Origin of the sequence: Ralstonia nicotianae (assembly GCF_018243235.1) — a bacterium.
In the GTDB taxonomy this organism is placed as follows: Bacteria; Pseudomonadota; Gammaproteobacteria; order Burkholderiales; family Burkholderiaceae; genus Ralstonia; species Ralstonia nicotianae.
Genome location: NZ_CP046674.1, coordinates 1,605,277 through 1,631,427 on the forward strand (window position 1 = coordinate 1,605,277; position 26,151 = coordinate 1,631,427).

A 26,151-nucleotide genomic window follows, 5' to 3' on the forward strand; every position below is an offset into this window, starting at 1 on the left:
TACCCATCGTCGGCGGGGTCTGTTCCGCACCCGCAGGTCCAGCGCTTAGAATGGCCTCATGAACATCATCTGGACCCGCTTCGTCGTCGCCGTTGCCCTGATGGGGCTGGTGACGCTGGGGTTGTACTTCTTTGTCGGCCACGCGGTCGCCTTTGCGGCGTTCAGCGCGATGCTGCTGACGATGCTGCTGTACTACGTCTATCAGCTCCAGCGGCTGTGGCGCGTGCTGGAGTCGCCTGCCTATGGCGAGATTCCCAGCGCGCTCGGCCTGTGGGGCGAGGTGTATTACCGCCTGCACCGGCTGATGAAGGGCTGGCGCACGCAGGTGCTGCAGGTCGAGCAGCAGCACAGCCGCTTCATCCAGGCGATTCAGGCCTCGCCCAACGGGGTGCTGATGCTCGACGGCGAAGACCAGATCGAGTGGTGTAACGCCGTCGCCGAGGAGCACTTCGGCCTGTCTGCCAAGCGCGACCTGCGCCAGCGCATCACCCACCTGATCCGCCGACCGGAATTCGTCCGCTATCTTGCGCGCGGCGAGTTCGAGGAGCCCCTCACCATGCGCGACATGGGCCCGCACAAGCAGAGTATCGTGTCCGCCCAGGTGCTGCCCTACGGCGAGGACCGCAAGCTGCTGGTGTCGCAGGACATCACCAAGCTCGAGAACACCGAGGCGATGCGGCGCGATTTCGTCGCCAACGTTTCACACGAACTGAAGACGCCGCTGACGGTGCTGTCCGGTTTTCTCGAGACCGTGCGCGACCTGCCGCTGTCAGAGGACGACAAGCGGCGCTACCTGGACATGATGCACGTGCAGGCCACGCGCATGCAGCACCTGGTGGAGGACCTGCTGGCGCTGGCCACGCTGGAGGGCAATTCCGAGCCGCCCTCGATCACGCCGGTGCCGATGCAGCGCGTGATGCTCCAGCTGCAGCACGATGCCGAGGCGCTGTCCGCCGGCCGGCACGCGATCAGCATGACCTGCGATGCGTCGGTGAGCGTGTGCGGGGCCGAGCTGGAGCTGCTGTCGGCCTTCAGCAACCTGGTCTCCAATGCCATCCGCTACACGCCCGAGGGCGGCCGGATCAGCCTGGACTGGTCGGCCAGGGAGGGGCACGCGGTGTTTTCCGTGACCGATACCGGCATCGGCATCGCGCCCGAACATATCCCGCGCCTGACCGAGCGCTTCTACCGGGTGGATCGCAGCCGCTCGCGCGATACCGGCGGCACCGGCCTCGGCCTGGCGATCGTCAAGCACGTGCTGTCGCGGCACGGAGCCGACCTGCAGGTCGTCAGCGAGCGCGGCAAGGGTAGTACGTTCCGCGCGAGCTTTCCGCCGGAGCGCACGGTGGTGCGCGGCACGGGGGACTCAGGCGCCGAGCGCGCGGCCTGACGGCTTCGGGCTTTTCCGCCCTTCAAGCAAAAACGCACGCCGTTCGGGCGTGCGTTTTTTGTTGGCGGGTCGGGGCGTTCAGCCCGCGGAGATTTCCGCGGGCGGCTTGCGCGGCGGCTCGGTCGCGGTGGCCGCTGCGACGGCGGCGGCCGTTTCCGCGGCCGCGGCGGCTTGCGGCGAGAAGTGGTTCAGCAGATCCATCTGGCTCACGCGCACGTGCTTGCCCTTGGTCTGGCGCCGCACGTACGAGCCGTTCGGCTGCATCACCCAGGCCGAGGCGTTGTCGCGCAGGTGCACCTGCAGGCTTTCGCGGATCACGCGCGCCTTCAGCTTGCGATCGAGCACCGGGAAGGCGACCTCGACGCGGCGGAACAGGTTGCGGTCCATCCAGTCGGCGCTGGACAGATAGACGACTTCCTCGCCGCCGGCATGGAAGTAGTAGACGCGGTGATGCTCCAGGAAGCGCCCGACGAGCGAGCGCACGCTGATGTGTTCCGACAGCCCCGGCACGCCGGCCCTGAGCGCGCACACGCCGCGCACGATCAGGTCGATCTTGACGCCCGCGCGCGAGGCCTTGTAGAGCTCGTCGATGATGGTCGGCTCCAGCAGCGCGTTCATCTTGCCGATGATGCGCGCGCGCTTGCCGGCACGGGCGGCGCGCGCTTCCGCGCGGATGTGCTCGATCAGGTTGGCGTGCATCGTGAACGGCGAGTGCCACAGGTGGTGCAGCTTCACCTGGGCGCCGGTGCCGGTCAGCAGCTGGAACACGTGGTGGACGTCTTCGCAGATGGCTTCGTCGGCCGTCATCAGGCCGAAGTCGGTATAGAGCCGGGCGGTCTTCGGGTGGTAGTTGCCGGTGCCGAGATGCGCATAGCGGCGCAGCTTGACGGTCTTGGCCTTGCCGCCGGCGGCCTCGCGGCGCACCACCAGCAGCATCTTGGCGTGGCATTTGTGGCCGACCACGCCGTACACCACGTGGGCGCCGGCCGATTCGAGCTGGTCGGCCCAGTTGATGTTGGTCTCTTCGTCGAAGCGCGCCAGCAGCTCGACCACCACCGTCACTTCCTTGCCGTTGCGGGCGGCCTTGATCAGCGCCTCCATCACCGGGGATTCGTTGCCGGTGCGGTACACGGTCTGCTTGATGGCGACCACGTCCGGATCGCGCGCGGCCTGCTGCAGCAGCTCCAGCACGGGCATGAAGCTCTCGTACGGGTGGTGCATCAGGATGTCGCCCTGGCGGATGGCATCGAAGATGCTCGACGACGCGGCCACGGCCTTCACGGCGGCGGGCGCATGCGGCGGGTACTTCAGCATCGGGCGGTCCACCAGGTCGGGCACCTGCAGCAGGCGCACCAGGTTCACCGGCCCCTTGACGCGGTAGCAGTCGGCTTCGGACAGGCCGAATTCCTGCTGCAGCCGGCGCGCCAGCGCGGGCGAGATGTCGTGCGCGATCTCCAGCCGCACCGCATCGCCGAAGTGCCGGGTCGACAGTTCGCCTTGCAGCGCTTCGCGCAGGTCGGTGATTTCGTCTTCGGAGACGAACAGGTCGGAGTTGCGCGTGACGCGGAACTGGTAGCAGCCATGCACGTCGATCTGCGGAAACAGCTCGTGCACGAAGCCCTGCATGAACGACGACAGCAGCACGAAGCCGTACGGATACCCCGACAGCTCCGGCGGCATCTGCACCAGGCGGGGCAGGGCGCGCGGCGCCTGCACGATGGCCAGTTCGGCTTCGCGCCCGAAGGCATCCTTGCCCGACAGTTCGATGATGAAGTTCAGGCTCTTGTTGAGCACGCGCGGGAAGGGGTGGGCCGGGTCCAGCGCCATCGGCGTCAGGATGGGCACCAGCTCGCGCTGGAAGAAGCCGCGGCACCAGGCGCGCTGGGCTTCGTTCCAGTTGGTGGTCATGTGGAAGAACACGCCTTCCTTCTCGAGCAGCGGCAGGATTTCGTCCTGCAGCATGGCATACTGTTGCGCGACCAGCTGCCGTACCCGCTCCGTCACCACGCCAAATGCCTGCTGCACCGACAGGCCGTCGGGGGTGAGGGCCGAGGCGTTGTCGCGCATCTGTTCCTTCAGCCCGGCGACGCGGATCTCAAAGAACTCATCCAGATTGCTCGACACGATGCAGATGAACTTCAAGCGCTCCATCAGCGGAACGCCCGGGTCGGCCGCCTGTGCGAGCACGCGCGCGTTGAACTCGAGGATGCCGACTTCCCGATTGAGCAGGTCGCCGGTCGGAAGGGTCGACATGGTGGTTTCCAACGAATGACTATCCGGCCACTTTTTCATAGTCGCGTGTCAAGTTTGTGACGCATTAGAATTGTCACGCATAGGACACAACAAAGACATATTTTGTTGCCCTGTGTCGTGCATCACAATCCCCCTGCGTATTTACCCGTATCCATCCATGAGTCCCACCCCCCGTCTGCTGGCAGCTGTCGACATGGGTTCCAACAGCTTTCGGCTGATGATCGGCCGCGTCGACGAGACGATCACCGCGAGCGGCAACAGCAGCAGCCAGATATTCCAGGTCGATGCGCTGCGCGAACCGGTCCGGCTGGCGGCCGGGCTTACGCAAGATAAGTACCTGGACCAGCCCGCGCGCCGTCGCGGCGTCGACGCACTGCGCCGCTTCGGCGACCGCCTGCGCGATTTCGCGCCCGAGCAGGTGCGCGCGGTGGCGACCAACACGCTGCGCGTGGCCAAGAACGCGCAGGATTTCCTGATCGAGGCGGAGGCCGCGCTCGGCTTCCCCATCGAGGTGATCGCGGGCCGCGAAGAGGCCCGCCTGATCTATCTCGGTGCGTCGCACGATGCGCCGGCGTGCCAGGGCAACCGGCTGGTGGTCGATATCGGCGGCGGGTCCACGGAGTTCATCATCGGCAACGGCTACAAGCCCAAGCTGATGGAGAGTCTCTATATCGGTTGCGTTTCGCACAGCCGTCACTTCTTCCCGAATGGCAATGTCGACGATTATGCGATGAAGCAGGCCGAGCTGGCCGCGCGTCGCGAGATCCAGGTGCTGGTGCAGCCGTACCGCACGGCGGGCTGGAAGCAGTCGGTGGGCTCGTCCGGCACGGCTCGCGCGCTGGCCGAACTGATCGAGCTCAACGGCTTCAACGACAAGAGCAGCGAGCACGGCATCACGCGCGAAGGGCTGGAGCGCCTGAAGCGCGCGCTGGTCAAGGCCGAGAATGCCAACCGCCTCAAGCTGAGCGGCCTCAAGCCGGACCGCATCCCCGTGCTGCCCGGTGGCCTGTCGATCATGCTGGGCGTCTTCGATGAGCTCGACATCGATCGCATGGACGTCACCGATGGCGCGCTGCGCCTGGGCGTGCTGTACGACCTGCTGGGCCGCAGCCATCACGAAGACATGCGCACCGTGACGATCGAGCAGTTCATGCGCCGCTACAGCGTGGACCGCGCGCAGGCGCACCGGGTGCGGGACGCGGCGACGGCGCTGCTGTCGCAGTTTCCCGATCCGCCCGATGAGCGGCGCGAGGACAATCTCGCGCTGCTCGGCTGGGCCGCGAACCTGCACGAGATCGGCATGAGCATCTCGCACAGCAGCTACCACAAGCACTCGGCCTATATCGCCAGCCATGCCGACATGCCGGGGTTTTCCAAGACCGACCAGGCCCGCCTGGCGACGCTGCTGCTGGGGCACGCGGGCAAGCTCGGCAAGCTGGCCGGTGGCGGCAAGTTCCTCGACTGGCGCATGCTGTTCAGCCTGCGGCTGGCCTTCGTGCTGTGCCGGCGGCGCGGGGTGATCCAGTTGCCGGGCCTGCGCGTGCGGCATACCGAGGGTGAACTCAACGAGGGCGGCTTCGAGGTGGAGCTGCCGAAGAGCTGGGTCGAGCAGAATCCGCTGGTCGAGTACAGCCTGGCGCAGGAGGCCGACGAGTGGGAGCGCATCGGCCGGCGCTACAAGGTCGTCTACGTTTGAGCGTCGCCGGTTCGTGATGCAAGCAGAACGGCCCGGTCTTTCGATCCGGGCCGTTCTGTTTTGCCGTCAGGCGGGTCGGCGTCAGCCGCGCAGGAAGTGGCGGGCGTAGCGGGGATTGATGTCCGACAGCCGCAGCAGCGTCAGGAAGTCGGCGACGTTGAAATCAGGGTCCCAGGCCGGGGCGCCGCAGATGCGCGAACCCAGGCGCAGGTAGCCCTTGATCAGCGCCGGCGGCTCCGCTTCGAGGGTCTGGTTCAGCTCATCGACCGGCAGCGGCACCCGTGGGAAGGCGTGGTACTCGATCGGCGCGAGCGAGCCGTCTTCGACGAAGCGGCGGTGCAGACTGGCGGCAAAGTGCCCGCCGTCGGCCATCGACACGCTGGCGCAGCCCAGCATCGACTCGAAACCGTAGCGCTGCATGTATTCGCCCAGACCGGCCCACAGGGCCATGATCACGCTGCCCGAACGGTAGTCGCGGTGCACGCAGGAGCGGCCCAGTTCGACCATCTTCGGACGCAGGTGCGCCAGGCGCACCAGGTCGAATTCCGATTCGGAGTACAGGCAGCCGATGCGCTTGGCGGCATCCGGGCGCAGCACGCGATAGGTGCCGACCACGCGCAGCGTCTGCTGGTCGCGCACGATCAGGTGGTCGCACACGGCGTCGAACATGTCGACATCCAGTTCCGTGCCGGCCGAGGCCAGGTGGGCGCCCATCTCTTCGGCGAAGACCTTGTAGCGCAGGCGCTGCGCCTCGGTTACCTCATCCTGGTGGCGGGCCCACGAAATGGCCAGAACAGGCTTGTCACGCGCCGGAGCATCCGGTGCGCGATGAAGACCCCTCCGTGCGTTGGAGGCGCCGAGGCTCAGGCTCGGCAACGCATCGATCAGCGGCTGGGTGGGCGTCGGCAGGTCTCGCATTCGGGCATCCCCTTGATGACTTGGCGAGGCGATTCTAGAGACGCTGCATGACAGATCGGCGACAAAAGCGTGTCAATCGTGACCGTTGGATGAATTTTCGATGGCGTTTCCGTGACGATGCAGGGTGTTCGGGGTCACAGCATGTCCGGGTTCATCACCGCGCGCAGGACGGTCTGGGCCTCGTCTTCGCGCACGCGCCGGCACAGCCACCAGACGCCGGCCTTCTTCACGCTCCAGTCCATCTCCTCACCGGCGATCAGCAGGCTGGCCAGTCGGCCGATCCAGGGCTGGTGGCCGACCAGCAGCAGGTTGGCGTTCGACGGCCAGTCCAGCGCCGCGAGGATCGCGCTGACATCCGCGCCCGGGGCGAGCGCGGGCAGCGTCTGGAAGTGCTCGGTCAGCGCGCGGGCGGTCTGCTGCGTGCGGATCGCGGGGCTGGCCAGCACCAGCGTGTCTTCGGGCAGGCGGGGGCGCAGCCAGGCGGCCATCTTGTCGGCCTGCTTGTGCCCGCGCTGGGTCAGTTCCCGCTGGAGGTCGGTGCTGCGATGCATGCGCAGCGTCGTGGCAACGTCTTCGGCTTCGGCGTGGCGCCAGAGGATCAGGTTCATGGAGGCATTCGGGAGGGCGGCTTCTGGGGCCGTTATAGCACCGTGTCATGACAACGTCAGCGCCGGCTCGCTGCATCGGCCAAGACTGGAGCTAAGGACGGTTTGACCATCGCGTTGCAAACACAGTACAATCGCGGGTTCGGGGCGTAGCGCAGCCTGGTAGCGCATCTGATTTGGGATCAGAGGGTCGCATGTTCGAATCATGTCGCCCCGACCAGAATTTCTGCTTTGGAAAAAACGGCTTATGCAGCAATGCATAGGCCGTTTTTTCTTGTCTTCCGACGCGCGTCTAATTCCGGGCAGGTATACCGTGCGCCTTCGGGCAAGGTCGCCCAACTCGGGCGGCTTCCTCTTGCAGTCGGTCTTGGTGACGGGCGCCGCTACCGGGGCTACCAGGGCCGGCTCATCCCGCAGTCGGGCGAGTGTTGGGCCCCCAACGTTCGCGTAGCTGTGCCTGGGTCAGAAGAAGGTCGCAGCACGTGTCAACGTGTCGGCAGGCACGAAAAAAGCCGCATCAGCGGCTTTCCTGCATCTCGTGCATCGCGCGCAATCGCGCTACGGCGATGTCCTCATGCGCAACCATTGCATCTCGGCGATCCGTTTTCCGACCGCTGTCATTGGGCGCTCTACAAAACGATACGAGAGGGATGCGAACGGCAGGGTCATGGCAATTGAAGCAATTGCCACAAGCGCCGATGCGATCAGCGGATACCTTACCAGCACGCCTTCTGGAAACAGTCGCAACGCAAGATTTGCCGTGCCGTACAGGAAGATGAAATGCAGGATATAGAAGCTGTACGAAACACGGCCCAAAAAGCGAACGGCGCGGGTATCCATGATCGCAAGGAACTTCGCATTCCCGTCGACGACGATCACCAGGATGAGGAGCGCGGCGCTTACGGCGATGGCCGCATCGCAATATAGGAAGTGGGCGAGCGGCCAGAGGGCATTGACGGCCACCATTGCGGACAGGCTGGCGATCACCAGCAGACCGGACAGCCACGTTGGAATCCTTGCAACCTGGCCGATGTGCTTCTCGACGGCTACGCCCAGCACGAACATATAGGCGTAATGGGCGAACTCGCCAGGCGCGCTTGCCGGGTTGTCTGTATAGGCGGCCCATGCAAAGCATGCGGCGACGGCGATCAGCGAACGCACCATTCCGCTGCGCCCCATGATCGCCACGACAAACGGCAACGCAAACGAAGCCAGCATTTCGATGCGCAGCGTCCAGGCATTCGAGTTGAGGGATGACGACACCATCGCGAGGTTCTTGACGACGTCAACGACTGTGATCGGCTCCTTGTACCACCAGTTGAACCAGATCGAGGCTGCCGGAAAGGCTTGGTATCCGGGATAGAAGACGGCCAAATACACAAGCACGATGGCGATCGACAACGCGAGCGCGGGCAGAATCCGCATCACCCGCTTCAGGCAATAGCCGATGTACATCGCAGCCCCGAGCGGTTCTTTGCGCAAAGATCTGGCTAGGACAAAGCCGCTCAGGACAAAAAACACGATCACGGCGGCCGGGCCGCAAAATGCCGAAAGAATGGTCCGGGCAATCGTGACCTGGACACCGTGGACGCTTTCGACTGTCTGCGTGAAGAGTGCACGCTCGGCGCCGAAGGCGATCCAGATCAGCGCGTGGAAGATGGCGACACCCAGGGCGGCGATCCCCCTTAGCGACTCCAGTCTTCCGACGAACCCTTGACTTACATGGGCCACATTTTCCCCACAATCACAGTGAAGCCGGCATGGTAACGCCAATCGTGGGGTGTGCAATCCAATTCAGGCGGATGTGATCGCCTGTACTGCTCTGATGTGCATTGCGGCGGCCGATGTGTCGGGGTGCGGTATTGGGCACAGTGTTTGCGAGTCCAGCCAGGAGGGGGGCGGGCTGGCGGCATCCGTGATCGCGATCTGGGACGCTATTGCGCCAGAGGCGTGGCCGGTGGGGCACGGCAGGTCAGGCCAGCGCCCGCACAACCAGTCCGATCGCCACCACGCCGGCAAACGCCGCGAAACCCAGCTGCAGCGCCGGCCCCGCCAGATGGCGCGAGAAGCCGCGCCCGGTCAGCATGCCCGCCAATGCGCCGGCGGCGAACGGCAGGGCGATGTGCCAGTCGACATGCCCGCCGATGGCCGAGGCGAGCACGCCGCCGACCGAGACGAGGGCGATCACCGCGAGGGATGTGGCCACGATGGTTTGCATCGGCAGGTCGGTTGCGCGGCGCAATGCCGGCACGATGACGAAGCCGCCGCCGACGCCGAGCAGCCCGGACAGGAGGCCGGCCGCCGCGCCCCAGGATGCCAGCGTGCGCGCGCACGGCAGGGTCCAGATCAGCTTGCCGCGGACGGTGTCCAGGTGGCAGGGCGGGGCGGCATGGCGTGGCGATGGCGCGGCAGGGGCCGTTGCGCGCGCCTGCAGGAACATGCGGATCGCCACATGGGCGAGCACCATGGCAAACAGCACGGTCAACGGCGTATTCGGCACGCGATGCGCGGCCCAGACGCCCAGCGGCGACAGCGCCACGCCGCACAGCGCCATCAGCGCGGCGGCCTTGTAGCGGACCTTGCCCTCGCGCAGCCCCAGCACCGAACCCAGCCCGGCGGACAGGCCGACAGCCAGCAGCGCCACCGGCGCCGCCTGCGAGACCGACAGGTGCAGGCCGAAGATCAGCAGCGGCACCGCCACGATGGCGCCCCCGGCGCCCGTCAGCGCGAGGATCAGTCCGACCACGGAGCCCAGCCCCGCGCTGGCGAGCCAGCCGGCTTCGTAGAGCGGCACGGCTCAGCGCTCCACCGGCAGGCTCGGGCGGGCCAGCCACTCGCGGCCCTTGAGCAGCCCGTTCCAGTACAGCCACGGCAGCACGGTGGTCTTGAGCCACCATGCCGACTGGCGCGCCACGGTTGGCGCCAGCGGAAAGGTCGGCAGCAGCTTGCCGCCGTAGCCGAACTCCGCGAGGACGACCTTGCCGCGCTCGACCGTCAGGGGACAGCCGCCGTAGCCGTCGTAGCGTGTCGGCAGGGGTTGCCGGTCGCGGTGGGCGAGCAGGTTTTCCGCGACCACCACGGCCTGCTTGCGCACGGCGGCCGCGGTCTTGGCGTTGGGTGTCGAGCAGGCGTCGCCGAGCGAGAACACATCGGCGTGGCGGACGTGCTGCAGTGTGGCCGGGTCGACTTCGCACCAGCCGGCGGCATCGCCCAGGCCGCTCTGCGCGATGAAGGCCGGTGCCACCTGGGGCGGCACCGCGTGCAGCAGGTCGAAGCGCTTGGCAGCGCGGACCGTTTCGCCGTCCGCGTTCTTGTGCTCGAACCAGGCCGTGCGCGCCGGGCCGTCGACAGCCACCAGCGTGGAGCTGAAGGCCAGCCCGGCGCGGTAGTGCTCCACGTAGCGCATGAGCGCCGGCACGAAGGCTTCGACGCCGAACAGCGTGGTGCCGGTCAGATTGAACTCCACGTCGATGCGATCGAGTACACCGGTGCGGCGCCAGTGGTCGCAGGCCAGGTACATCGCCTTCTGCGGCGCGCCGGCGCACTTGATCGGCATGGCCGGCTGCGTGAACAGCGCGCGCCCCGAGCGCAGGCTGCGCACCAGCGACCAGGTGTAGGGGGCGAGGTCGAAGCGGTAGTTGGAGGTGACGCCATGCTGCCCCAGCGCCGCCTCCAGCCCGTCGATGCGCTCCCAGGCCAGCCGCAGGCCGGGGCTGACGATCAGCTGGCTGTACCGCACGCTGCGACCGTCATCGAGCGACACGCGGTGGGTCTCGGTATCGATGTGCGTGGCGCTGGAGCGGATGCGGCGCACGCCTGCCGGGATCAGCGCATCGGTCTGCCGCACGGTGCGGCCGGCGTCGAACGCGCCGCCGCCGACCAGCGTCCAGGCCGGCTGGTAGTAATGGGCATCGCTCGGCTCGATGATCGCGATGTCCAACTGCGGCCGGCGGCGGCGCAGGCTCGCGGCCACGCCGATGCCGGCGGCGCCGCCACCGATGATCAGGACTTCGGTGGGCGGATGGTGGGGCGGGTTCGGGTTGGCGTTGGGGGATGGGGGCATAGCGGGTTGGCGTTGGGTGGCCGAGGCGTCCGGCCGGCCGTTCGATGAACGCTGCGGTGGCAGCGGATGCCAGGGCAACCGCCACATGCCGCAGCACAAAATGACCAGATGGGCGCGGCCTTCTAAGATGGGGGCAGAGCCTGACCGCAATACAGCGACGACAGCGTCTGCATGATCTGGATGACCTCGAAGCTCGCGAGCCGGTAATAGATGTATTTGCCGTCGCGGCGCGTGGCCACCAGGCCTTCGTCGCGCAGGACGCCCAGGTGCTGCGACAGGCTGGGCTGGTGCAGGCCGACCAGCGTCTCGAGCTCGCCGACGTTGCGTTCGCCCTGGGTCAGCTGACAGAGCAGCAGCAGGCGGTCTTCGTGGGCCATGGCCTTGAGCACGGCACAGGCCTGGGCCGCGGCATCCCGCAGCATGTCGATGGCATGCTCGGGCAGCGGAGCGGGGGGCGCCGTGGTGGCGACGGCGGTCGATCGGGGCATGGCGGGCGCGGTTGTTGAAAGGTGCTCTATTGGCAGACAGAATGTCTGACGATATTCTATTAAAATATAGATTGTTTGGGGAAGTCCTGCCATGCCCGCCCAGATTTCGACGTTCTTCGATTCCGATACCTGCACCATGACCTACGTGGTCCATGGCGGGCCGGGCACGCCGTGCGCGGTGATCGATTCGGTGCTCGACTACGATCCCAAATCCGGCCGCACCCGGACCGGCTCGGCGGACCGGGTGGCGGCCTACATCGAGGCGAACGCGCTGCGGGTCGAGTGGCTGCTCGAGACGCATGCCCACGCGGACCACCTGTCGGCCGCGCCGTACCTGCGCAACCGGTTCGGTGGGCGCATTGCCATCGGCGAGCGCATCCGGGTGGTGCAGGGCGTGTTCAAGCCGATCTTCAACCTGGAGCCGTCGTTCCGGCTCGACGGCTCGCAGTTCGACCACCTGTTCGCCGCGGACGAGGTGTTCCGCATCGGCGCGCTGGAAGCGAAGGCGCTGTCGGTGCCCGGTCACACGCCGGCCGACATGGCCTACCAGGTGGGCGACGCCGTGTTCGTGGGCGATACGCTGTTCATGCCGGATGTCGGCACCGCCCGCTGCGATTTTCCCGGCGGCGACGCGCGCACGCTGTACCAGTCGATCCGCCGCCTGCTGGACTTGCCGCCGCAGACGCGGCTCTACATGTGCCATGACTATCCGCCCGCCGGCCGCGAGGCGACCTGCGAGACCACGGTGGCCGAGCAGCGCCGCGCCAATATCCATGTGCGCGACGGCGTGACGGAAGACGACTTCGTGCAGATGCGCACCCGGCGCGACGCCACGCTGGCCATGCCGACGCTGATGCTGCCGTCCATCCAGGTCAACATCCGGGCGGGCGCGCTGCCGCCGGCCGAGCCGAATGGCGTGCGGTATCTGAAGATTCCGCTGAACGCGCTGTGATCGTGTCAGCCGGCGCAGGAAGCCAACGCGGCATCCGTCCGCGCCGGGCCGCAGGCCTCCACGCGCGGCCGGTCTTCGTCGCTCGGCGCCGGCCGGCCGTAGTAGTACCCCTGGGCCTCGGTGCATCCGGCTTCCCGGATGCCTCTCACGTGCGCTTGCGTTTCCACGCCTTCGGCCACGGTGGTCACGCCGAGCTGCCGGCCGAGGTCGGCGATGGCTCTGACCAGGACCGCGCTGTCCGGCCGCTCGAGAAGGTCGCGGACGAACGAGCGGTCGATCTTGATCTTGTCGAACGGGAAGGCCCGCAGATGGGCCAGCGATGAATAGCCGGTGCCGAAGTCGTCGAGGGCGACGCGCACGCCCATGTCATAGAGCTGGCGCAGGTCTTCGAAGCTCTCCGCTTCGTTCTGGATGAGGGCGGTCTCCGTGACCTCGATCTCGAGGCGGTCGGGCGCCAGGCCGGAGTCGATCAGCGCGGCGTGCACCGTCTGCGCCAGTGTCGCCTTGCCCAGCTGCATGGGCGACACATTGACGGCCACGCGCGCGCCGTCTTCCCAGCGGGTCGCTTCGCGGCAGGCGCGATGCAGCACGAAGCGGCCGAGCTGGTCGATGAGGCCGCTCTGTTCGGCAATGGGGACGAACTCGTCGGGCGAGACCCAGCCCCGTTCCGCATGGTGCCAGCGCACCAGCGCTTCGCGCGCGGTGACCTTGCCGGTCGCGACATCGACGATCGGCTGGTAGAAGACGAACAGGCGGTCCTGGTGCTCGAGGGCGGCGCGCAACTGCGCTTCCAGCAGCGCGCGCGCCTGGATGCGCGTTTCCATGTCCGCGCAGAACAGGCGTGCCAGGCCCTTGCCGGCGGCCTTGGCGGCGTAGAGCGCGATGTCGGCGCGGGCGAGCAGGTTCTCGGTATCGCGGCCGTGGGCGGGGGCGAGCGCGATGCCGATCGATGCTCCGATCCGGACGTTCTGGTCGGCACCGAGGGCATACGGCGCACCGAGTGCTTCGATCAGCGCGGTGGCCAGCGCCGCCGCGCGATCGGCATCGTCGTGCGGCACGAGCACGGCGAATTCGTCGCCGCCCAGCCGCGCGATGGCCATGCCGGGGCGGTCACAGACCGCGCGCAGCCGCTGCGCGACCCGTTCGAGCAGCGCGTCTCCGGCCCGGTGCCCCTTGGTGTCGTTGACGAGCTTGAAGCCGTCGAGGTCGATATACAGCAAGCCGAGGCGGGCCTCGGGCGCCGCGAGGCGGGCATCGAGCTGTTCGCGGAAGTTGGTGCGGTTGGCCAGGCCGGTGAGCGTGTCGTAGTGGGCGAGCTGGCGGATGCGGTTCTCGGCCTCCACCTCCTTGGTCACCAGCGCCCAGGTCAGCATGGGCCCGATGTAGCTGCCGTCGTTGGCCCGGACCGCCGAGACCTTCAGGTCCAGCACCTCGGGCCCGAGCCGGATGCGCGTGTTGTGCGGCAGGTTGGCCGGATCGGCGAGCAGCCGGCGCTGGTGTTCCGGATGCGCGTGGAAGACGTCGATGGAGGTGCCGAGCAGGGCGTCGGGCTCGATCGGCAGCAGGTGCGCGATCCGGTCGATCAGCCGCTTGGACGTGTTGTTGGCGTAGTTGATGGCGAACGTGCCCGGCTCCACCGTCATGACGGCGACCGGCATGTCGTCGATCATGTGCAGCAGGCGGCTTTGCTCCGCTTCGCGGCGGCGGGCTTCGGTCTGCGCGTTCACCATGAGGGTGAAGTCGCGGTAGTTGACCATCAGGATGACCAGCAGGCCGAACGACACCAGGGCCATGTTGATGGCGATCGCAATGAAGGTCGGCTGGCCCGTCGCCGCGAAGAAGGCGATGAACGCCCCGTTGACGATCGCCGTGACCGTGATGGCGGCCGAGCGCAGATGCATCAGGCAGAAGATGCAGGCGATCACGGTGATGGCCATGTAGAAGGCCAGGTACGACCGCGTATAGGCGTCGCCATAGTGGAACAGCGCGAGCGACCAGGCCGTGAACGACACGGCGATGACGCTGGCCAGCCGGTTGGTGCGCGTGAGGGCGCCCAGGGCGAGCTCGGGTGTCGGGTCGATGCGGCGGGACTGCCACCAGTGCAGCACGCGTATCGCGCAGGCCAGCGTCAGCAGCAGCGGTATCCCGACCGTCAGCCAGGCCGGGGTGATGGCGCGGTAGGTGAGGGCGACCGCCCAGGTGCTCGAGATGAGGATGAAGTACATCATCGGCAACTGGCGCGAGAAGGCACGGTACTGCGCCTTGAGCAGCTCCGGGTTGTCGGCTGGCACGCCCATGAAGCGGGCTACCCGGCCCGCAAGCGCTTTCATCGTCATTGGGCGCTCCTGTTGCCGGAGCGGCCCGATCGGGCCTCGGCGCGCGGATTCGACGCCGGGCTGGAAGGGGCGCCCGACGCACGCGGCGACGGCAATGCGCTACGCATCGGCGGCGTCCGGTGCGTGGGCGGCCACCGCAGGGCGGATCTGCGACGTGGCCATGGTGGCCGCTGGCCGGCTGGAACCGGCGGGCAACGGGAGCTGGCGGGCCAGCGGCATGATGTCCCCTTTCGCTGTGACGAGGCGGCGCGCTATTCGCGTGGTACGACAACAGGAGCGGACGATTGGCGGGTTCCTGAATAGCGCGTTCGGTTGATCCAGCTCAGGAAGACAGACTAAGCCGCTCCTGCGGGGGCGGGCGTCTCAGTGCATCTGCCGTGTCCGGGCCAAGCGGCCACCGGTCACGGATTGCTCGCGTCCGATGGTATCAGGCTGCGCCGGGAGGGGATGGGGCATGCGGGTCGATGGTGCCGCGCAGTCCGGCGAGCACGCGCGCCGCGGCCGTGACGATGGCGTCGACATCCGCATCCGTCATGGCCGCGCACAGGAACCAATGGTGGGCCGGGCACATCAGAACGCCCTCGGCCAGCATGCCATTGATGAAATGCCGGACCATGCTGTCGCGGACATTCGGTCGGGGGGCGTCGAACCGTACGAACGGCGTGGCCGGGAAGCCGACGGCACGGCCGGGCACGCCGGACGTTGCGAAGGTCCGGTCCAGCCCCGACATCAGACGCTCGCCCAGCGCGGTCAGCCTTGCCGGCGCGTCGGATCGATCGAGTGCTTCCAAGGTCGCCACGGCTGCGGCCATGACATCGGGAGAGCGGTAATGCGTGACGGTCAATCCGAGCTTCAGGATGTGCCGCATATGGCAGGCGCGCCCCGCGAGGGCCGAGATGCAATAGCCGTTGCCGAGTGCCTTGCCGAAGGCCGATAGATCCGGTTCGAGCCCGAAGTACGATTGGGCGCCGCCAAGCGCGATCCGGAATCCCGATCGCACCTCGTCGAGGACGAAGAGCGCGCCGGCCTTTCGTGCGAGCGCCTGCATGCAATGGAGATGGCCGGCCACCGGAGGGTCGATCTCGTAGGGCATCATGACGATGGCGGCCAGGTCCCGACCATGCTTCGATACGAGGTGGGCCGCGTGATTCGGGTCGTTGTAGCGCAGTTCGAACACGTGCTCGCGATTGGCCTGGAGAATGCCCTGCGCACCGGGCGCGCACCAATCGTGTCAGCCGTGCAGCCCCCAATGGAGCACCACCCTGCGCTTCGTGATCGCCCTTGCCAGGCGGACGGCGGCACTGACTGCATCCGACCCGGTCCGCAGGAAGGCGACCATTTCGGCCGCCGGGATCATGTCGACAAAACGTTGCGCAAGCTCAGCATGCCAGCGATTGAGCAGTGTCGAATGGCCGCCGAGCCGGGCCGCCTGCCGCATTGCGTCGGCCACGGCGGGGTGGCCGTGTCCCAGTACGACCGAGCCGTAGCCCAGCGCGCAATCGATGTAGCGATGGCCGTCGACGTCCCGGAGATAGGCCGCCTTCGGATCGCGAAGCGAACAGCGGCACGCCCGCGGTCGGGGCATAGTCGCCCCAGAGCTTGCGGCCCCGCACCTGCACCAGGAAGACGTTCCCGAGATCGCGATGGAGCGGGGTTTTCGCCCCTTTCGGACCCAGCCAGAAGAACACCTTGCCGACCGGGCCGATCGGATCGAGATAACGCTCGTCGAAGGCAATATCCTCCAGGAGCGACGCGAACTCCGGACGATCCAGGCAGATTCCGGCTGTAATAGTGTTCGTGAAAGGCCTCGGAAGACAGGCCGCGCACGCGCGGTACGCTATTCAGATCGACGCTCTGGGACGCCAATTCCAGCAGGGCTTCGCTCAGCGATTCCCACTTCTGGACGTCGCCCCCCAATGTCTTCGCCGCCTTGAAGATCGGGTGGAGCTGGATGTCCGTCACGGGAGACCGGGCGCGACCGGCCTCGAAACCGTTGTGCTTGAGTTCCTCGACGATTTTCTCTGCGCCCACGCCGAGCGCCAGGTTGTAGCTTGCCCATTCCATCCATTCGGCATTCGATTCTGCTGCGATGCCCCGGTTTTATGGCCGCACTCAGGCGCGACAGCGCTTCCCAAGAAAGAGAGAAATTCTGGCACGCGGCATCAACGTGACGTAGTCTGCATGACAAACATTTGCCCCCAAAGCAATCGAAGCCATGCACTGACTGCCGGGGTCAGGCTGCCGATCTCATTCCGGAGGCATGTCTTTGCAATCAAACGCCACGTCCAGGCGAGCAGACGAGATTGGTTGCTTCGCTCTTTTCATTCTCATGAAGCATGTGCGAAACCCGAACGCGGTGTTTGATTCTGCCGTGCACGGAGCCTCGGTTTGACTGATTGGCGAATGCAAACGAGCCCTTCGCCAAGCGGCGACCGCCGATCCATTGCGCGCCGATAGCGGCATCTCTGCAGGGCTTCTTCTTTACCAATCCAATCCGTCTTGTCTGAATTCGCCGGCGAATGGCTCGGAGGGCATGCTTTGCGTCCGGGCATTGGAATGTTCTGGCGGCCGCGCTCCATCGGTAGGGGGCGGGGCGCACTGACGAAACACCCAACGAAGTACATGAGCGACGCTGTCGCAACAGGAGGGAGTATCGATGGCCGAGTCAGGCAACAGCATGCGTTGGAGCCGTCTTGTCGTGGATTTTTTCCTCGACCCGCACGGCCGCGCGCCAGTTGGCGCATCGCCGGATACCGCACAGGCGGAGAGCCCGGAGCCATTGCTGCGTGATCGGGCCAACGCTACCCTGAGCTGGATGCAGCCGGGTCTGATCTATCCCGCCCCTTTTCAGAATGCGTTGTCGATCTTGCGCCTGCCGCCTTCCATGGACCGCGCAGGGTTCGGCAAATTGCTGTCGGCCGCTCGTCGCTACATCCACACCGACCATCCCGACGTCCATGCCAGCGCTTGCGTAGCGTTTGCCTTCTCGACCTGGACGCAATTCTGCAAGGCCGAATCGCGTACGCCGCCGCGCGGCATGGTGTTTGAGGAGCCCGGCGCCGGCCCGGATGCACCGCAAGTGGTCGACCGGTCGCGCGGCGCGCTGCAGAGCAGCGGCGTGCAGGCCTGGTTCGTCATCAAGGCCGATACGCAGGACGCCGTGTCCGCGATCGCGCGTTTTCTCACGGAGCGCTTGGGTGAGGCGGGCGTCGCGGCGGACGCTATCGTCGAGGTCGCCATGCAGTCGCGTGTCAACCCGACGCTGCCGAAGGGCGGGGCGGGCGGGCGCGTGCTCGGGGGCCGGTTCCAGGAGAACCTGCGCAATCCCGCTTCGCCCGTGGAAGTGCTCGAGCATGTGCTGGTGGGCGACGAAGACCCCGGCAGCATCGGCGGCGCTTTTGTCTTTACCCAGCGTTTCCAGATCAACTGGGCGGAAATCCACTCCAAGGCGGCCGCCGAGATCGATTCGGTGATTGGCCGTCACCAGTACAGCGACGAGCTGGTCCCCTCGTACGATGCCCGTTCTCACGTTCGCAGTTCCCACACGTACGATGCCACGGGCAACACCATCAAACTGCTGCGCTTGGGTTTGCCCTTCGGCCAGCGCAAGCGCAACGACGCAGGCACGCCCCTGGTCGAGAACGCGGGCGGGGCTTCGCACAACGACGAGGCGGGCATCTATTTCATCGGTGTCGCGCGCTCGGCGGCACGGATCGAATCCGTTCTGCGCTCGCAATTCGGCGAAGCGGATGGCGATGGCTTCGCGCGCGATCGCCTGCTTGGCGGCACGCACGTCCGCTCGGACCTGGGCGGCTTCTTCTATGCGCCCAGCTTGCGCGAGTTGCAGGCCGAGGCCTTCGCAGACGACCTCAACAGCCGGGTGCCCAACCGCTTCGAGGATTGGCGGCGGTTCCCGGGGGTGGATTGGTCGCGGCTCAACCGCCATTACGAAAAGCGCTCGCCCAACGGCTGGATGTTCTACAACCACAAGGACTATCTCTACACGATCGGCACCCGCGCGGCCAGCGACAATGGACCCGCCCCGCTGTCCCTGCGTGTTCAGTTTCTTCTCGAACGCTTGTTCAGCAAGTGGGACGATACGTGGTATCGCGCTCAGAAGCCGGCCGAGCTGGCGCCGCTTCGTCAGCAGCTGGAGCGTTTCTTCGCCGATTCGAGTCATGCCCCGGAGCGGGATGCGCTGCTGGCCGAAGCGGGGGGCGACGTCAAGGGGCCGACGCCCCAGGCGCGCGCCGCCGATCATGTCATGCGTCAACCCGTCGCACTGCGCGCCGCCTGGGCGGCCCGGCTGCTGTGCAACCTGGCGGCTCGGCTCGACGGCGTCGGCCGCCGTGGCAACGGCGGGATGGATACCTGCGACATTCACCCGCTCGATCTCCTCGCCGGGTCGATGCCGGCGCAATCGCTGGCCGAGGGCCGCTACGTCATCGACTACACACGGGACGATGACGATGAGGCCGAGCGGTTTCGCTGGTTCAACCTGTCGCTCAGCCCCACCTCGGGCGTGGGCCACGTCGTCCCTGGCTACGAAGCCCTGCTGACACACGGAATCCGTGGGGTCAGCCGTCGGATCGACGAGGCTCAGCAGGCGCTTGCCGCCACCGATCCCCAGCGCACGGAAGCGGTCGCGCCCTTCTATGCGGGGTCCCGTCTTGCGCTGCGCGGGCTTGCCGAATATCTCGAGGGGCTGGCCGGCACCGCGCACGACACTGCGCAGGCCTTGCCGCAGGACCAGAAGATCGAACGCACGAATCTGGCGGAGATGGAGGCGCGGCTGCGGCGGCTGGCCAGCGGCGCGGTGCCCGAGACGGTGCTCGACGCGCTCCAGCTGGTGCTGGCTTGCCATGCGACGCTGCACCTGTGCGGAGAACCGGTCGCGGTGGGGCGGCTTGACCGGCTGATTCGACCGTTCCAGGAAAAAGCGCCGCTCGGCGAGACGCAGTTGCAGGAAGCCATCGACTGCTTCTGGCTGAAGCTCGGTGAGAAAACCTTGCTCAACCGGATTTTCATCGACGACCGCCAGGAACTGGGCAATCTCGCGATGGGCAATCGCGCGGGCCCGTACCCCAAGGGGCAGAGCGTCAACCAGTGGATCCAGCAGGTCACGGTCGGTGGTCTGAACGCCGATGGCAGCTGGGAATATTCCGATGTCACGCTGGCCTGCCTGCGCGCGTCGTCCCGCTTGCCGTTCAACGCGCCGGTCCTGTCGCTGCGGGTTTCGAGGGACATGCCCTCCGCATGGCGCAAGCGCCTGCTGGCCGAGGCCGCGCGCGGGCAGCTCAGCGGCGGCGCCAGCCCGATCCTGCTCAATGACGACAAGATCATTCCGGCGCTCAGCGGCTCGGGTATCGCGATCGGGCCACGCGCCAGCGCCGACGAAGCCGCGCGGTGGAACGCGGCCGTCCGCCGGGAAGACGCCCATGACTACGCTTGCGATGGCTGCTACGAGCCGCAGTTTGTCGGCGCCAACTGGTTCCATCTCGGTGGCGTCACCCTCTTGCAGATGCTGGAGGTTGCGCTGAACCAGGGCCGGCAGATGCAATCGGCCGGCCCCGTCGATCTGTTCGGCAAGAACGTTTCGTTCCGGTCTCAGCCAGCCAGCGCGATCGCTTCCTACGCCGAGCTGGAAGATGTGTTCTTCAAGCACCTGGAGTGGACGTTCGCACGCCAGATGGAAGGAACGGTGGCGGATTTCGGACGCATGGAGGGCGTCTGTCCGTCGCCGTTGCTCAACCTGTTCATCCACGACTGCTTGGCCAAGGGGCGCGATATCTATGCCGGCGGCGCGCGCTACAACGTGTTCGGGCCGTGCTTCACGTCGCTGGCCAACACGATCAACGCGTTGTGGGCAATCCGCGTGATGTGCTTCGATCAGGCGACCGCGATCACGACATTGAGCGAACTGGTCCAGGCGCTCCTCTGCAACTGGGGCGAGAACATGATCGACCCACTGGTTCATCCGACCGTGCTGGCCGGGGATGCCACGCGCGTCAGTCAGGCCGCGACCCGGTTCCGCCAACTGCGATCCATCGCACTGTCGCTGCCCCGGTGGGGACGCGGCAACGCGGACATCGACCGGTTCGGCAACGAGATCTGCCAACGCGTCGCAGGGATCGCGGTGCAGGTCATGGCCCAGCCTCGCGATGGGCTGGCCGACCAGTACCGGCGCAAGGCAATGGCCTACGGCACGCCGGCGCATCCTTTCGGCGGCTTCTGCATGCAGCCGGGCGTGGGGACGTTCGCGAGCTATGTGGAGCAGGGGTTGGGCTGCGCGGCATCGGCCGACGGGCGGCTTTCCGGCCAGCCGTTGGGCACCGACATGTCGCCATCTCCTTCGCCTCTCGATCTGCCGGCAACCGATGCCAGCCAGCAGCGCGTTGACGGCGTGCTCGCGCTCAAGGGCATCACGGCGACGGATGCTTTCGGCTTTGCCAATGGGGCTCCGGTCGATCTCAATATCGACGAAAGCATTGGCGAAAGCCGGCTGGTCGAGATTCTGGACGCCTTTGTCGAAGGGGAGGGGTCGAACATCCTGACGGTGACCACGGCGGATCAGGCCACCTTCCTGGCTGCGGCCAACTCGCCCGAGAGCTTCGATCTGCTGCGCGTACGGATGGGCGGCTGGACCGAGATGTTCGTGGCGATGCACGCCACCCATCAGAAGGTGCATCCGCGCCGGCCTTACAGCACATAAGCACCGAGGCAGTCATGCCGGTCGCGTGCGTGCGCGCCGGCATGCGCTCTTACCCGGTTCCGGGAGACCGACACAGGAGATCAGGTCGATGAATCAATATTGCATGTTCAAAGGCAAGCTGCAGAACGCGGCCCCGTTCAAGCCCCAATATCCGGGCAGTCCGCACTACGTGATCAACGTCAAAGGCAGTGACGACGCCATCTTCAAGATCGTTGTGAACTCGGCGTCGACCGAAATCGGCGAAGACGGCAACAACAACGTCTATTTCTACGCCGATCTGAACTTTACCGACCCGCTCACCGAAAAGCTCGGTCAATTGCCCTATGGGCTGCAGACCACCGATTTCCCCCGGCTCGACTACTGGCAGGACCGCAGCTTGCTCGACCTGCGCCGGATGCGGCCCGTCCCGTACGCGGATGAAAACGGCCAGCGTGCCGACGTCAACGACATCATCAGCGAGATCCTGTCGATCGATACGACCCAGCCGCCGATGTCCTTGCCCTACGACAACGGCAATGGTCAACCGCAGAATCGCGATTTCTACCCGCCAACCGACCATGACGTTGTCGTCTATGGTTTCGGCTTCCTGTTTCTTCCCAAGAAAGACGGACTGCATGAAACCCACATGAATCAGGGCAATCCGCGCGGAAAGCACTGGGGGGAAAACGGCGCGTTTCAGGATGGCGCGGTGATCGTGCAGCGCGCCGATGGTTTCGCCGCGATCTTCACCGCATTCCAGACGCAATGCCTGCCCACCGATGCCAGGGGATATCCGCTCGCGAGCGCGCGCCCCTTGCCCGAATTCATTGCAGGCTGACGCGCCCGCGCCGGCATGCTCAGGCGCAACAGTTGTCATCCGGCGAACGGTGCATGATCGGCGTGATGATCGCGGGGCATCTGGACGGCGTACTCCTGAGGCAATGGGCCATCTGATATATTGCGGAGCGTCTAACACCGGTCCCATCAGGCCAGCCCAATGAGTATGGAATCCACGAAGCCATTCGAACGGCCATGGTTCATCGCAAACTGGGTGGCGTTCGCTATCGGCCTGGTCATCCCAGTTGCCTATGCAGCCCATCATCGAGGGGGGCCGATTTCACACCACACGCTGACAGTGCTTGGCCTCTCACTTGCCTCCATCAGCGCGCATGCCGTCTACGGTGGATACTTCGCGGTTCGAGATGCGGTATATACGCGAGAGGACGACCCGGGAATGTTTTGGTTTGGTGTCGTAGCTTTCAGTTTGATAAGCCTCCTCATTCTGAGGATGTAGACGTCCTAAGGCGTGTCCGCGGAGCCGGGTCTGCCGAAGAAGAAAACCAGTTCATCGCGCTGGTTTTGGTGTGGTGGGGACCCCAAGCATGTCGGAAAGCGTCGGAGTTTGAGCGCAGTTCGCCCTGATGAACTGATGCCGATGTACTCGACTTTGAAATCAGGGCCGCCAGGCACTCACGGTCATCCGCCCGAATGAAGTGCATGGCGGCTACACGAAGGGCGGGAATGAAGAAGGGTTGCAGGCGAAATCGCTGCAACCCTTTATCTTTATTGGCCTGCCCAGAGGGATTCGAACCCCCGACCGTCGGCTTAGAAGCGATCATGCTTTAGCCACTGTCCCCTTATCTGACAAGGATCTGTGGGACACTGGGTGAATCCGAGCACACTTTGAGCACACTGCGACTACCGTGAGGTAGACGCAATGGCCGCAATTTCGAAGTACCGTGACAAGTGGAAATGCCAAGTTCGCAAACGTGGGTTTCTACATACCTGCCACTGAACCGGCAGGCCAGCATCGGTCAGAAGCATGAACTGGCACGGCGCCTGAATGAGAACGTGTTCCTGCCGGTGTTCACCATCGACCGAGACGAAGACCTGACCGTGATGTATGCAATGCCATATGAGTTCGGCATGGTCGCCGGGAACTTCGTGGCCGTGGTCCACCGGTTCGGTTCGATGCTGGAATATGTGGTCCAGACCTTCCACGAAGACGGATTGATTGATTTTGGCAGGCCTGCCCGCGCCGTCACTGCGGCGCATTCAGAATAAGCGTCCACCGGTCCTGACCTGTTTTTGTGGGTGTACTATGAAGCCCTCCAAACTCCATAACCACGACATGCCCAGCGAAGAATATGTCAGGAATCTTCAAACGAGCGCCATGAAGATGGGGATCGTTTCCATGTGCTTGCAGGACCTTGTTTCGCAAATTATCTGGCACGTCCTCAATGGTGGTGTGCTTGATGACTCCGCCTTTGCGACCATCAAGGCTAAATGCATCCACAACCTGAAGGGAGTGGAAGGTCGCGGTATGCCAATCGAGCAAGAGGCCGACTCCCTGGACGGTGCCCTCCAAATTTTTGAGGAGATGGTGAGTGTCGCAATCGCCAATGGAAAAAACCTAAAGTATTGATTTGTCTTGCCAACACCGAAACCGCCGATCCAAGGCGGTTTTTGTATTATTGGATCACTGATAGCCGGTCATGCGTGTGGCCGAACCACGTTCAAAATGGGCTGCGGGGGGTATGTGACAAGGATGTGGATGATCCGGGCCGATGGTGGCCGTCTCTACGATGATTTTCGTCAGAAAGGTATTGCTGCTATCGGTTGGACGCAGCTTGCGCACCATGCCAAGGCTGGCATGACGAAGAAAGAACTGGCCGATCTGCATCTATTCATCGTGCCGGAAACAAAAGAAAAGATGGCGGTTTCAGTGGCGTCGCAGGTTTGGCGCTTCATGAACGAGGTCAAGGTCGATGACTTGGTTGTCACGTACTCGCCAGCCAGCCGCACCTACCTGATCGGTAAGGTGACAGGGGTGTGCGAAAGCCGGGCTGATCTGACGGATGCGGGCATGCCACTGGCGCGAACCGTTATGTGGCAGGACAGGGAGGTCAACCGCGATGGTTTGACTGATGCCGCCAAGACCAGTCTTGGATCAATGTTGGCGGTGTTCGTGGTGCCCACGTTCGCTGCGCACGAACTGCTTGGCACAGCCGCTGATCAGCCGGTCCAGCACATCCCAGAGGTGTTCGAGGAACCAGCGGAGACTGATCCATCATCAGCGGTGGAGTGGTCCCTTGATGCGCTTCGGCAACTGGAATGGAAGCGATTCGAGATGCTGTGCGTGTGGTACTACGAGGCCATGGGATTTACCGTCGAAACGGTGCCACAAGGGGCGGATGGTGGTGTCGACGCAACCCTGTACATGAAGGGGAAGCCTGATCCCATCGCACTGGTCCAGTGCAAGGCATGGAGTACACCCGTCAAGGTGGCGCCTGTCCGCGCGCTTGGTGGCGTCATGCACACCAAGAAGGTCAAACGGGGCATTTTCTGGTCACTGACAGGTTTCATCGGCCAACCGGTGCAGGACTACGCCAAAGAGGCTGGCATCCAGTTGTTGGATGGTGCGGACATTGTTGAACGCATCCGTGCCTTGGATGCTGAAAAGCGAGATGAACTGCTGACACAGGCGTTCGAAGGTGACTACCAGACGCCGACCTGTGCCGCTTGCGGGGTAAAGATGGTGGTCCGTCAAGGCGAAAGTGGTTCGTTCTGGGGGTGCCACAACTACCCGAAGGGGTGCAGGGTAAAGCTTCCACGTGCGGCGTGACTCTGTTCGCTACGCTGGATCAGCAGGACCTTTTCGTGGCGCGGGACTGCACGGATGCCTGATGGTCCGTGTCCAGTAACGATCTTCCGGGATCGTGGGACACGTGTCGAGAATAGAGTCCGAGCACACTTTCCTATGCTCACACGTTAAACCGTCGTTGTGACGCTATAAGGAATCGGTGGCCTGCCCAGAGGGATTCGAACCCCCGACCGTCGGCTTAGAAGGCCGATGCTCTATCCAACTGAGCTATGGGCAGATGCGGCGCAATGCGTTGCCCAGGCAGGCACGCTGAAACTGCGGCTCCCGGGAGACGGGAGGCCGCAGATTCTATCAGATGGATGACGGCTGGCGGTCTCTCGCCGGCCGGCAGGTCAGCGCTGGGGCGGGATTTCGGGCGGCAGATCTCCCGGCGGCAACTCGATGGGTGGGCCGGCCGGATCCGGATCGTGGAAGGGCGGCTCGACCGGCGGGACATCGGGTGGAGGCATCTCGGGCGGCGGGCGGGATGGCTCGGGCGGTGTCGGCGGCGTGATGTGCGCGCTAGGGGGGCGGGTGAACGAAGGTTGCACTGGCATGGAAACTCCCTGTTTTGATGGCGTGTCCTAGCTGACGCTGCAAGCGTCGTACCCACGCATCACCGCCTCAATCTTTTTCTTTGGGGGCACCCCCCATTGGGGGTAATTTTTGCTACATTTCGTGGCGGTCGGGTCGTGCCACAACAAGCTCGCTGCCACTCGAATTCCGCGCAATGACGCGGAACGCAAAGCAAGGCCTGGACGCGCCGGCGGGCGCGACGGGTAGTGTGCGATTCTGACCGGACGGGAAATCAGGGGAGTCTTGTTGGGGCAGTCTGAACAAGGCTGCGTGCTCGCCGGCAACAGGGGGCAGGCGGGGTGGCAGTGGGCATGGAGGGAGAGTTGAAATGAGCACGCGTCATATGCGGCGCCCGGCGGGGGCGCCCCGAACCACTTATATTCGCAGCGCGCAGAGCGGGAGCATCGGCGGCCGGTCCAGTGTCGGCGAGCATCGCTTGCCGCCCAGCGGCGTGCCGCGCCTGCTGCTGTGGCTGCTGGCCTCGGCCGTCGTCTTCGCGCTGCTCAATCTGGCCGCCCGCCACTTCGGCTATCTATAGCG

19 protein-coding genes and 2 tRNA genes are annotated in these 26,151 nt (G+C 65.2%); 10 read left to right on the plus strand and 11 right to left on the minus strand.

What is annotated here, in order from left to right:
- Positions 1–58: 58 nt before the first annotated feature.
- Positions 59–1,390 (plus strand): phosphate regulon sensor histidine kinase PhoR, encoded by a 1,332-nt coding sequence (phoR, locus tag GO999_RS07445; protein ID WP_011001482.1) that lies wholly within the window; start codon positions 59–61, stop codon positions 1,388–1,390.
- Between the two features lie 78 nt (positions 1,391–1,468).
- Here phoR and ppk1 read toward each other — a convergent pair whose 3' ends face one another.
- Positions 1,469–3,643, minus strand: coding sequence for a polyphosphate kinase 1 (gene ppk1 / locus GO999_RS07450; protein ID WP_019718671.1), 2,175 nt, complete (start codon positions 3,641–3,643; stop codon positions 1,469–1,471).
- A 157-nt stretch (positions 3,644–3,800) separates the two neighbouring features.
- Here ppk1 and ppx point away from each other — a divergent pair, with 157 nt between their 5' ends.
- A complete protein-coding gene (ppx, locus tag GO999_RS07455) occupies positions 3,801–5,339 on the plus strand; it encodes an exopolyphosphatase (RefSeq protein ID WP_016721725.1) in 1,539 nt (512 codons plus the stop codon).
- An 81-nt stretch (positions 5,340–5,420) separates the two neighbouring features.
- Here the strand turns inward: ppx and GO999_RS07460 are convergent, their stop codons facing one another.
- Positions 5,421–6,257 carry a GNAT family N-acetyltransferase gene (locus GO999_RS07460; protein WP_011001485.1) on the minus strand — a complete coding sequence of 279 codons (837 nt, stop codon included), beginning with the start codon at positions 6,255–6,257 and terminating at the stop codon, positions 5,421–5,423.
- A gap of 134 nt (positions 6,258–6,391) precedes the next feature.
- Complete coding sequence (gene sixA / locus GO999_RS07465; protein ID WP_011001486.1) at positions 6,392–6,865, minus strand: phosphohistidine phosphatase SixA; 474 nt, start codon at positions 6,863–6,865, stop codon at positions 6,392–6,394.
- A 140-nt stretch (positions 6,866–7,005) separates the two neighbouring features.
- On the opposite strand from sixA, the gene GO999_RS07470 reads away from it, so the two are divergent.
- Positions 7,006–7,082, plus strand: a tRNA-Pro gene (locus GO999_RS07470).
- 338 nt (positions 7,083–7,420) lie between these two features.
- Here GO999_RS07470 and GO999_RS07475 read toward each other — a convergent pair.
- The 4 genes from GO999_RS07475 to GO999_RS07490 form a co-directional block, all read right to left on the minus strand.
- A complete protein-coding gene (locus GO999_RS07475; protein ID WP_016721728.1) occupies positions 7,421–8,593 on the minus strand; it encodes an acyltransferase family protein in 1,173 nt (390 codons plus the stop codon).
- 241 nt (positions 8,594–8,834) lie between these two features.
- Positions 8,835–9,656, minus strand: a complete 822-nt coding sequence (locus GO999_RS07480) for a sulfite exporter TauE/SafE family protein (RefSeq protein WP_211906706.1) — start codon at positions 9,654–9,656, stop codon at positions 8,835–8,837.
- 3 nt (positions 9,657–9,659) lie between these two features.
- Positions 9,660–10,925: an NAD(P)/FAD-dependent oxidoreductase gene (locus tag GO999_RS07485; protein WP_211906707.1), complete on the minus strand. Its 1,266-nt coding sequence runs from the start codon at positions 10,923–10,925 to the stop codon at positions 9,660–9,662.
- A gap of 122 nt (positions 10,926–11,047) precedes the next feature.
- Positions 11,048–11,413, minus strand: coding sequence for an ArsR/SmtB family transcription factor (locus GO999_RS07490; RefSeq protein ID WP_016721730.1), 366 nt, complete (start codon positions 11,411–11,413; stop codon positions 11,048–11,050).
- Between the two features lie 91 nt (positions 11,414–11,504).
- Here GO999_RS07490 and GO999_RS07495 point away from each other — a divergent pair, with 91 nt between their 5' ends.
- On the plus strand, positions 11,505–12,365 hold the full coding sequence (locus tag GO999_RS07495) for an MBL fold metallo-hydrolase (protein WP_011001491.1): 861 nt from the start codon (positions 11,505–11,507) through the stop codon (positions 12,363–12,365).
- A 5-nt stretch (positions 12,366–12,370) separates the two neighbouring features.
- Here GO999_RS07495 and GO999_RS07500 read toward each other — a convergent pair whose 3' ends face one another.
- From GO999_RS07500 to GO999_RS24650, 3 genes are all read right to left on the minus strand, one after another.
- Positions 12,371–14,701: a putative bifunctional diguanylate cyclase/phosphodiesterase gene (locus tag GO999_RS07500; RefSeq protein ID WP_211906708.1), complete on the minus strand. Its 2,331-nt coding sequence runs from the start codon at positions 14,699–14,701 to the stop codon at positions 12,371–12,373.
- 427 nt (positions 14,702–15,128) lie between these two features.
- Positions 15,129–15,878 (minus strand): aminotransferase class III-fold pyridoxal phosphate-dependent enzyme, encoded by a 750-nt coding sequence (locus GO999_RS24645; protein ID WP_249215058.1) that lies wholly within the window; start codon positions 15,876–15,878, stop codon positions 15,129–15,131.
- Between the two features lie 54 nt (positions 15,879–15,932).
- On the minus strand, positions 15,933–16,286 hold the full coding sequence (locus tag GO999_RS24650) for an aminotransferase class III-fold pyridoxal phosphate-dependent enzyme (RefSeq protein WP_019718676.1): 354 nt from the start codon (positions 16,284–16,286) through the stop codon (positions 15,933–15,935).
- A 1,071-nt stretch (positions 16,287–17,357) separates the two neighbouring features.
- Here GO999_RS24650 and GO999_RS07510 point away from each other — a divergent pair.
- From GO999_RS07510 to GO999_RS07530, 5 genes are all read left to right on the plus strand, one after another.
- A complete protein-coding gene (locus tag GO999_RS07510; RefSeq protein ID WP_211906709.1) occupies positions 17,358–21,413 on the plus strand; it encodes a Dyp-type peroxidase in 4,056 nt (1,351 codons plus the stop codon).
- 88 nt (positions 21,414–21,501) lie between these two features.
- Positions 21,502–22,230, plus strand: coding sequence for a DUF2278 family protein (locus GO999_RS07515; protein WP_211906710.1), 729 nt, complete (start codon positions 21,502–21,504; stop codon positions 22,228–22,230).
- Positions 22,231–23,144: 914 nt separating this feature from the next.
- A complete protein-coding gene (locus GO999_RS07520) occupies positions 23,145–23,456 on the plus strand; it encodes a hypothetical protein (RefSeq protein WP_211906711.1) in 312 nt (103 codons plus the stop codon).
- Positions 23,457–23,523: 67 nt separating this feature from the next.
- Positions 23,524–23,817, plus strand: coding sequence for a hypothetical protein (locus tag GO999_RS07525; protein WP_211906712.1), 294 nt, complete (start codon positions 23,524–23,526; stop codon positions 23,815–23,817).
- Positions 23,818–23,940: 123 nt separating this feature from the next.
- Entirely contained in the window at positions 23,941–25,017 is a 1,077-nt protein-coding gene (locus GO999_RS07530; RefSeq protein WP_249215059.1) for a restriction endonuclease, read from the plus strand.
- Positions 25,018–25,196: 179 nt separating this feature from the next.
- On the opposite strand, the gene GO999_RS07535 is transcribed toward GO999_RS07530, so the two are convergent.
- A tRNA-Arg gene (locus GO999_RS07535) sits at positions 25,197–25,273 on the minus strand.
- Between the two features lie 666 nt (positions 25,274–25,939).
- Here GO999_RS07535 and GO999_RS07540 point away from each other — a divergent pair.
- On the plus strand, positions 25,940–26,149 hold the full coding sequence (locus GO999_RS07540) for a hypothetical protein (RefSeq protein ID WP_197360819.1): 210 nt from the start codon (positions 25,940–25,942) through the stop codon (positions 26,147–26,149).
- The last annotated feature ends 2 nt before the right edge of the window (positions 26,150–26,151 follow it).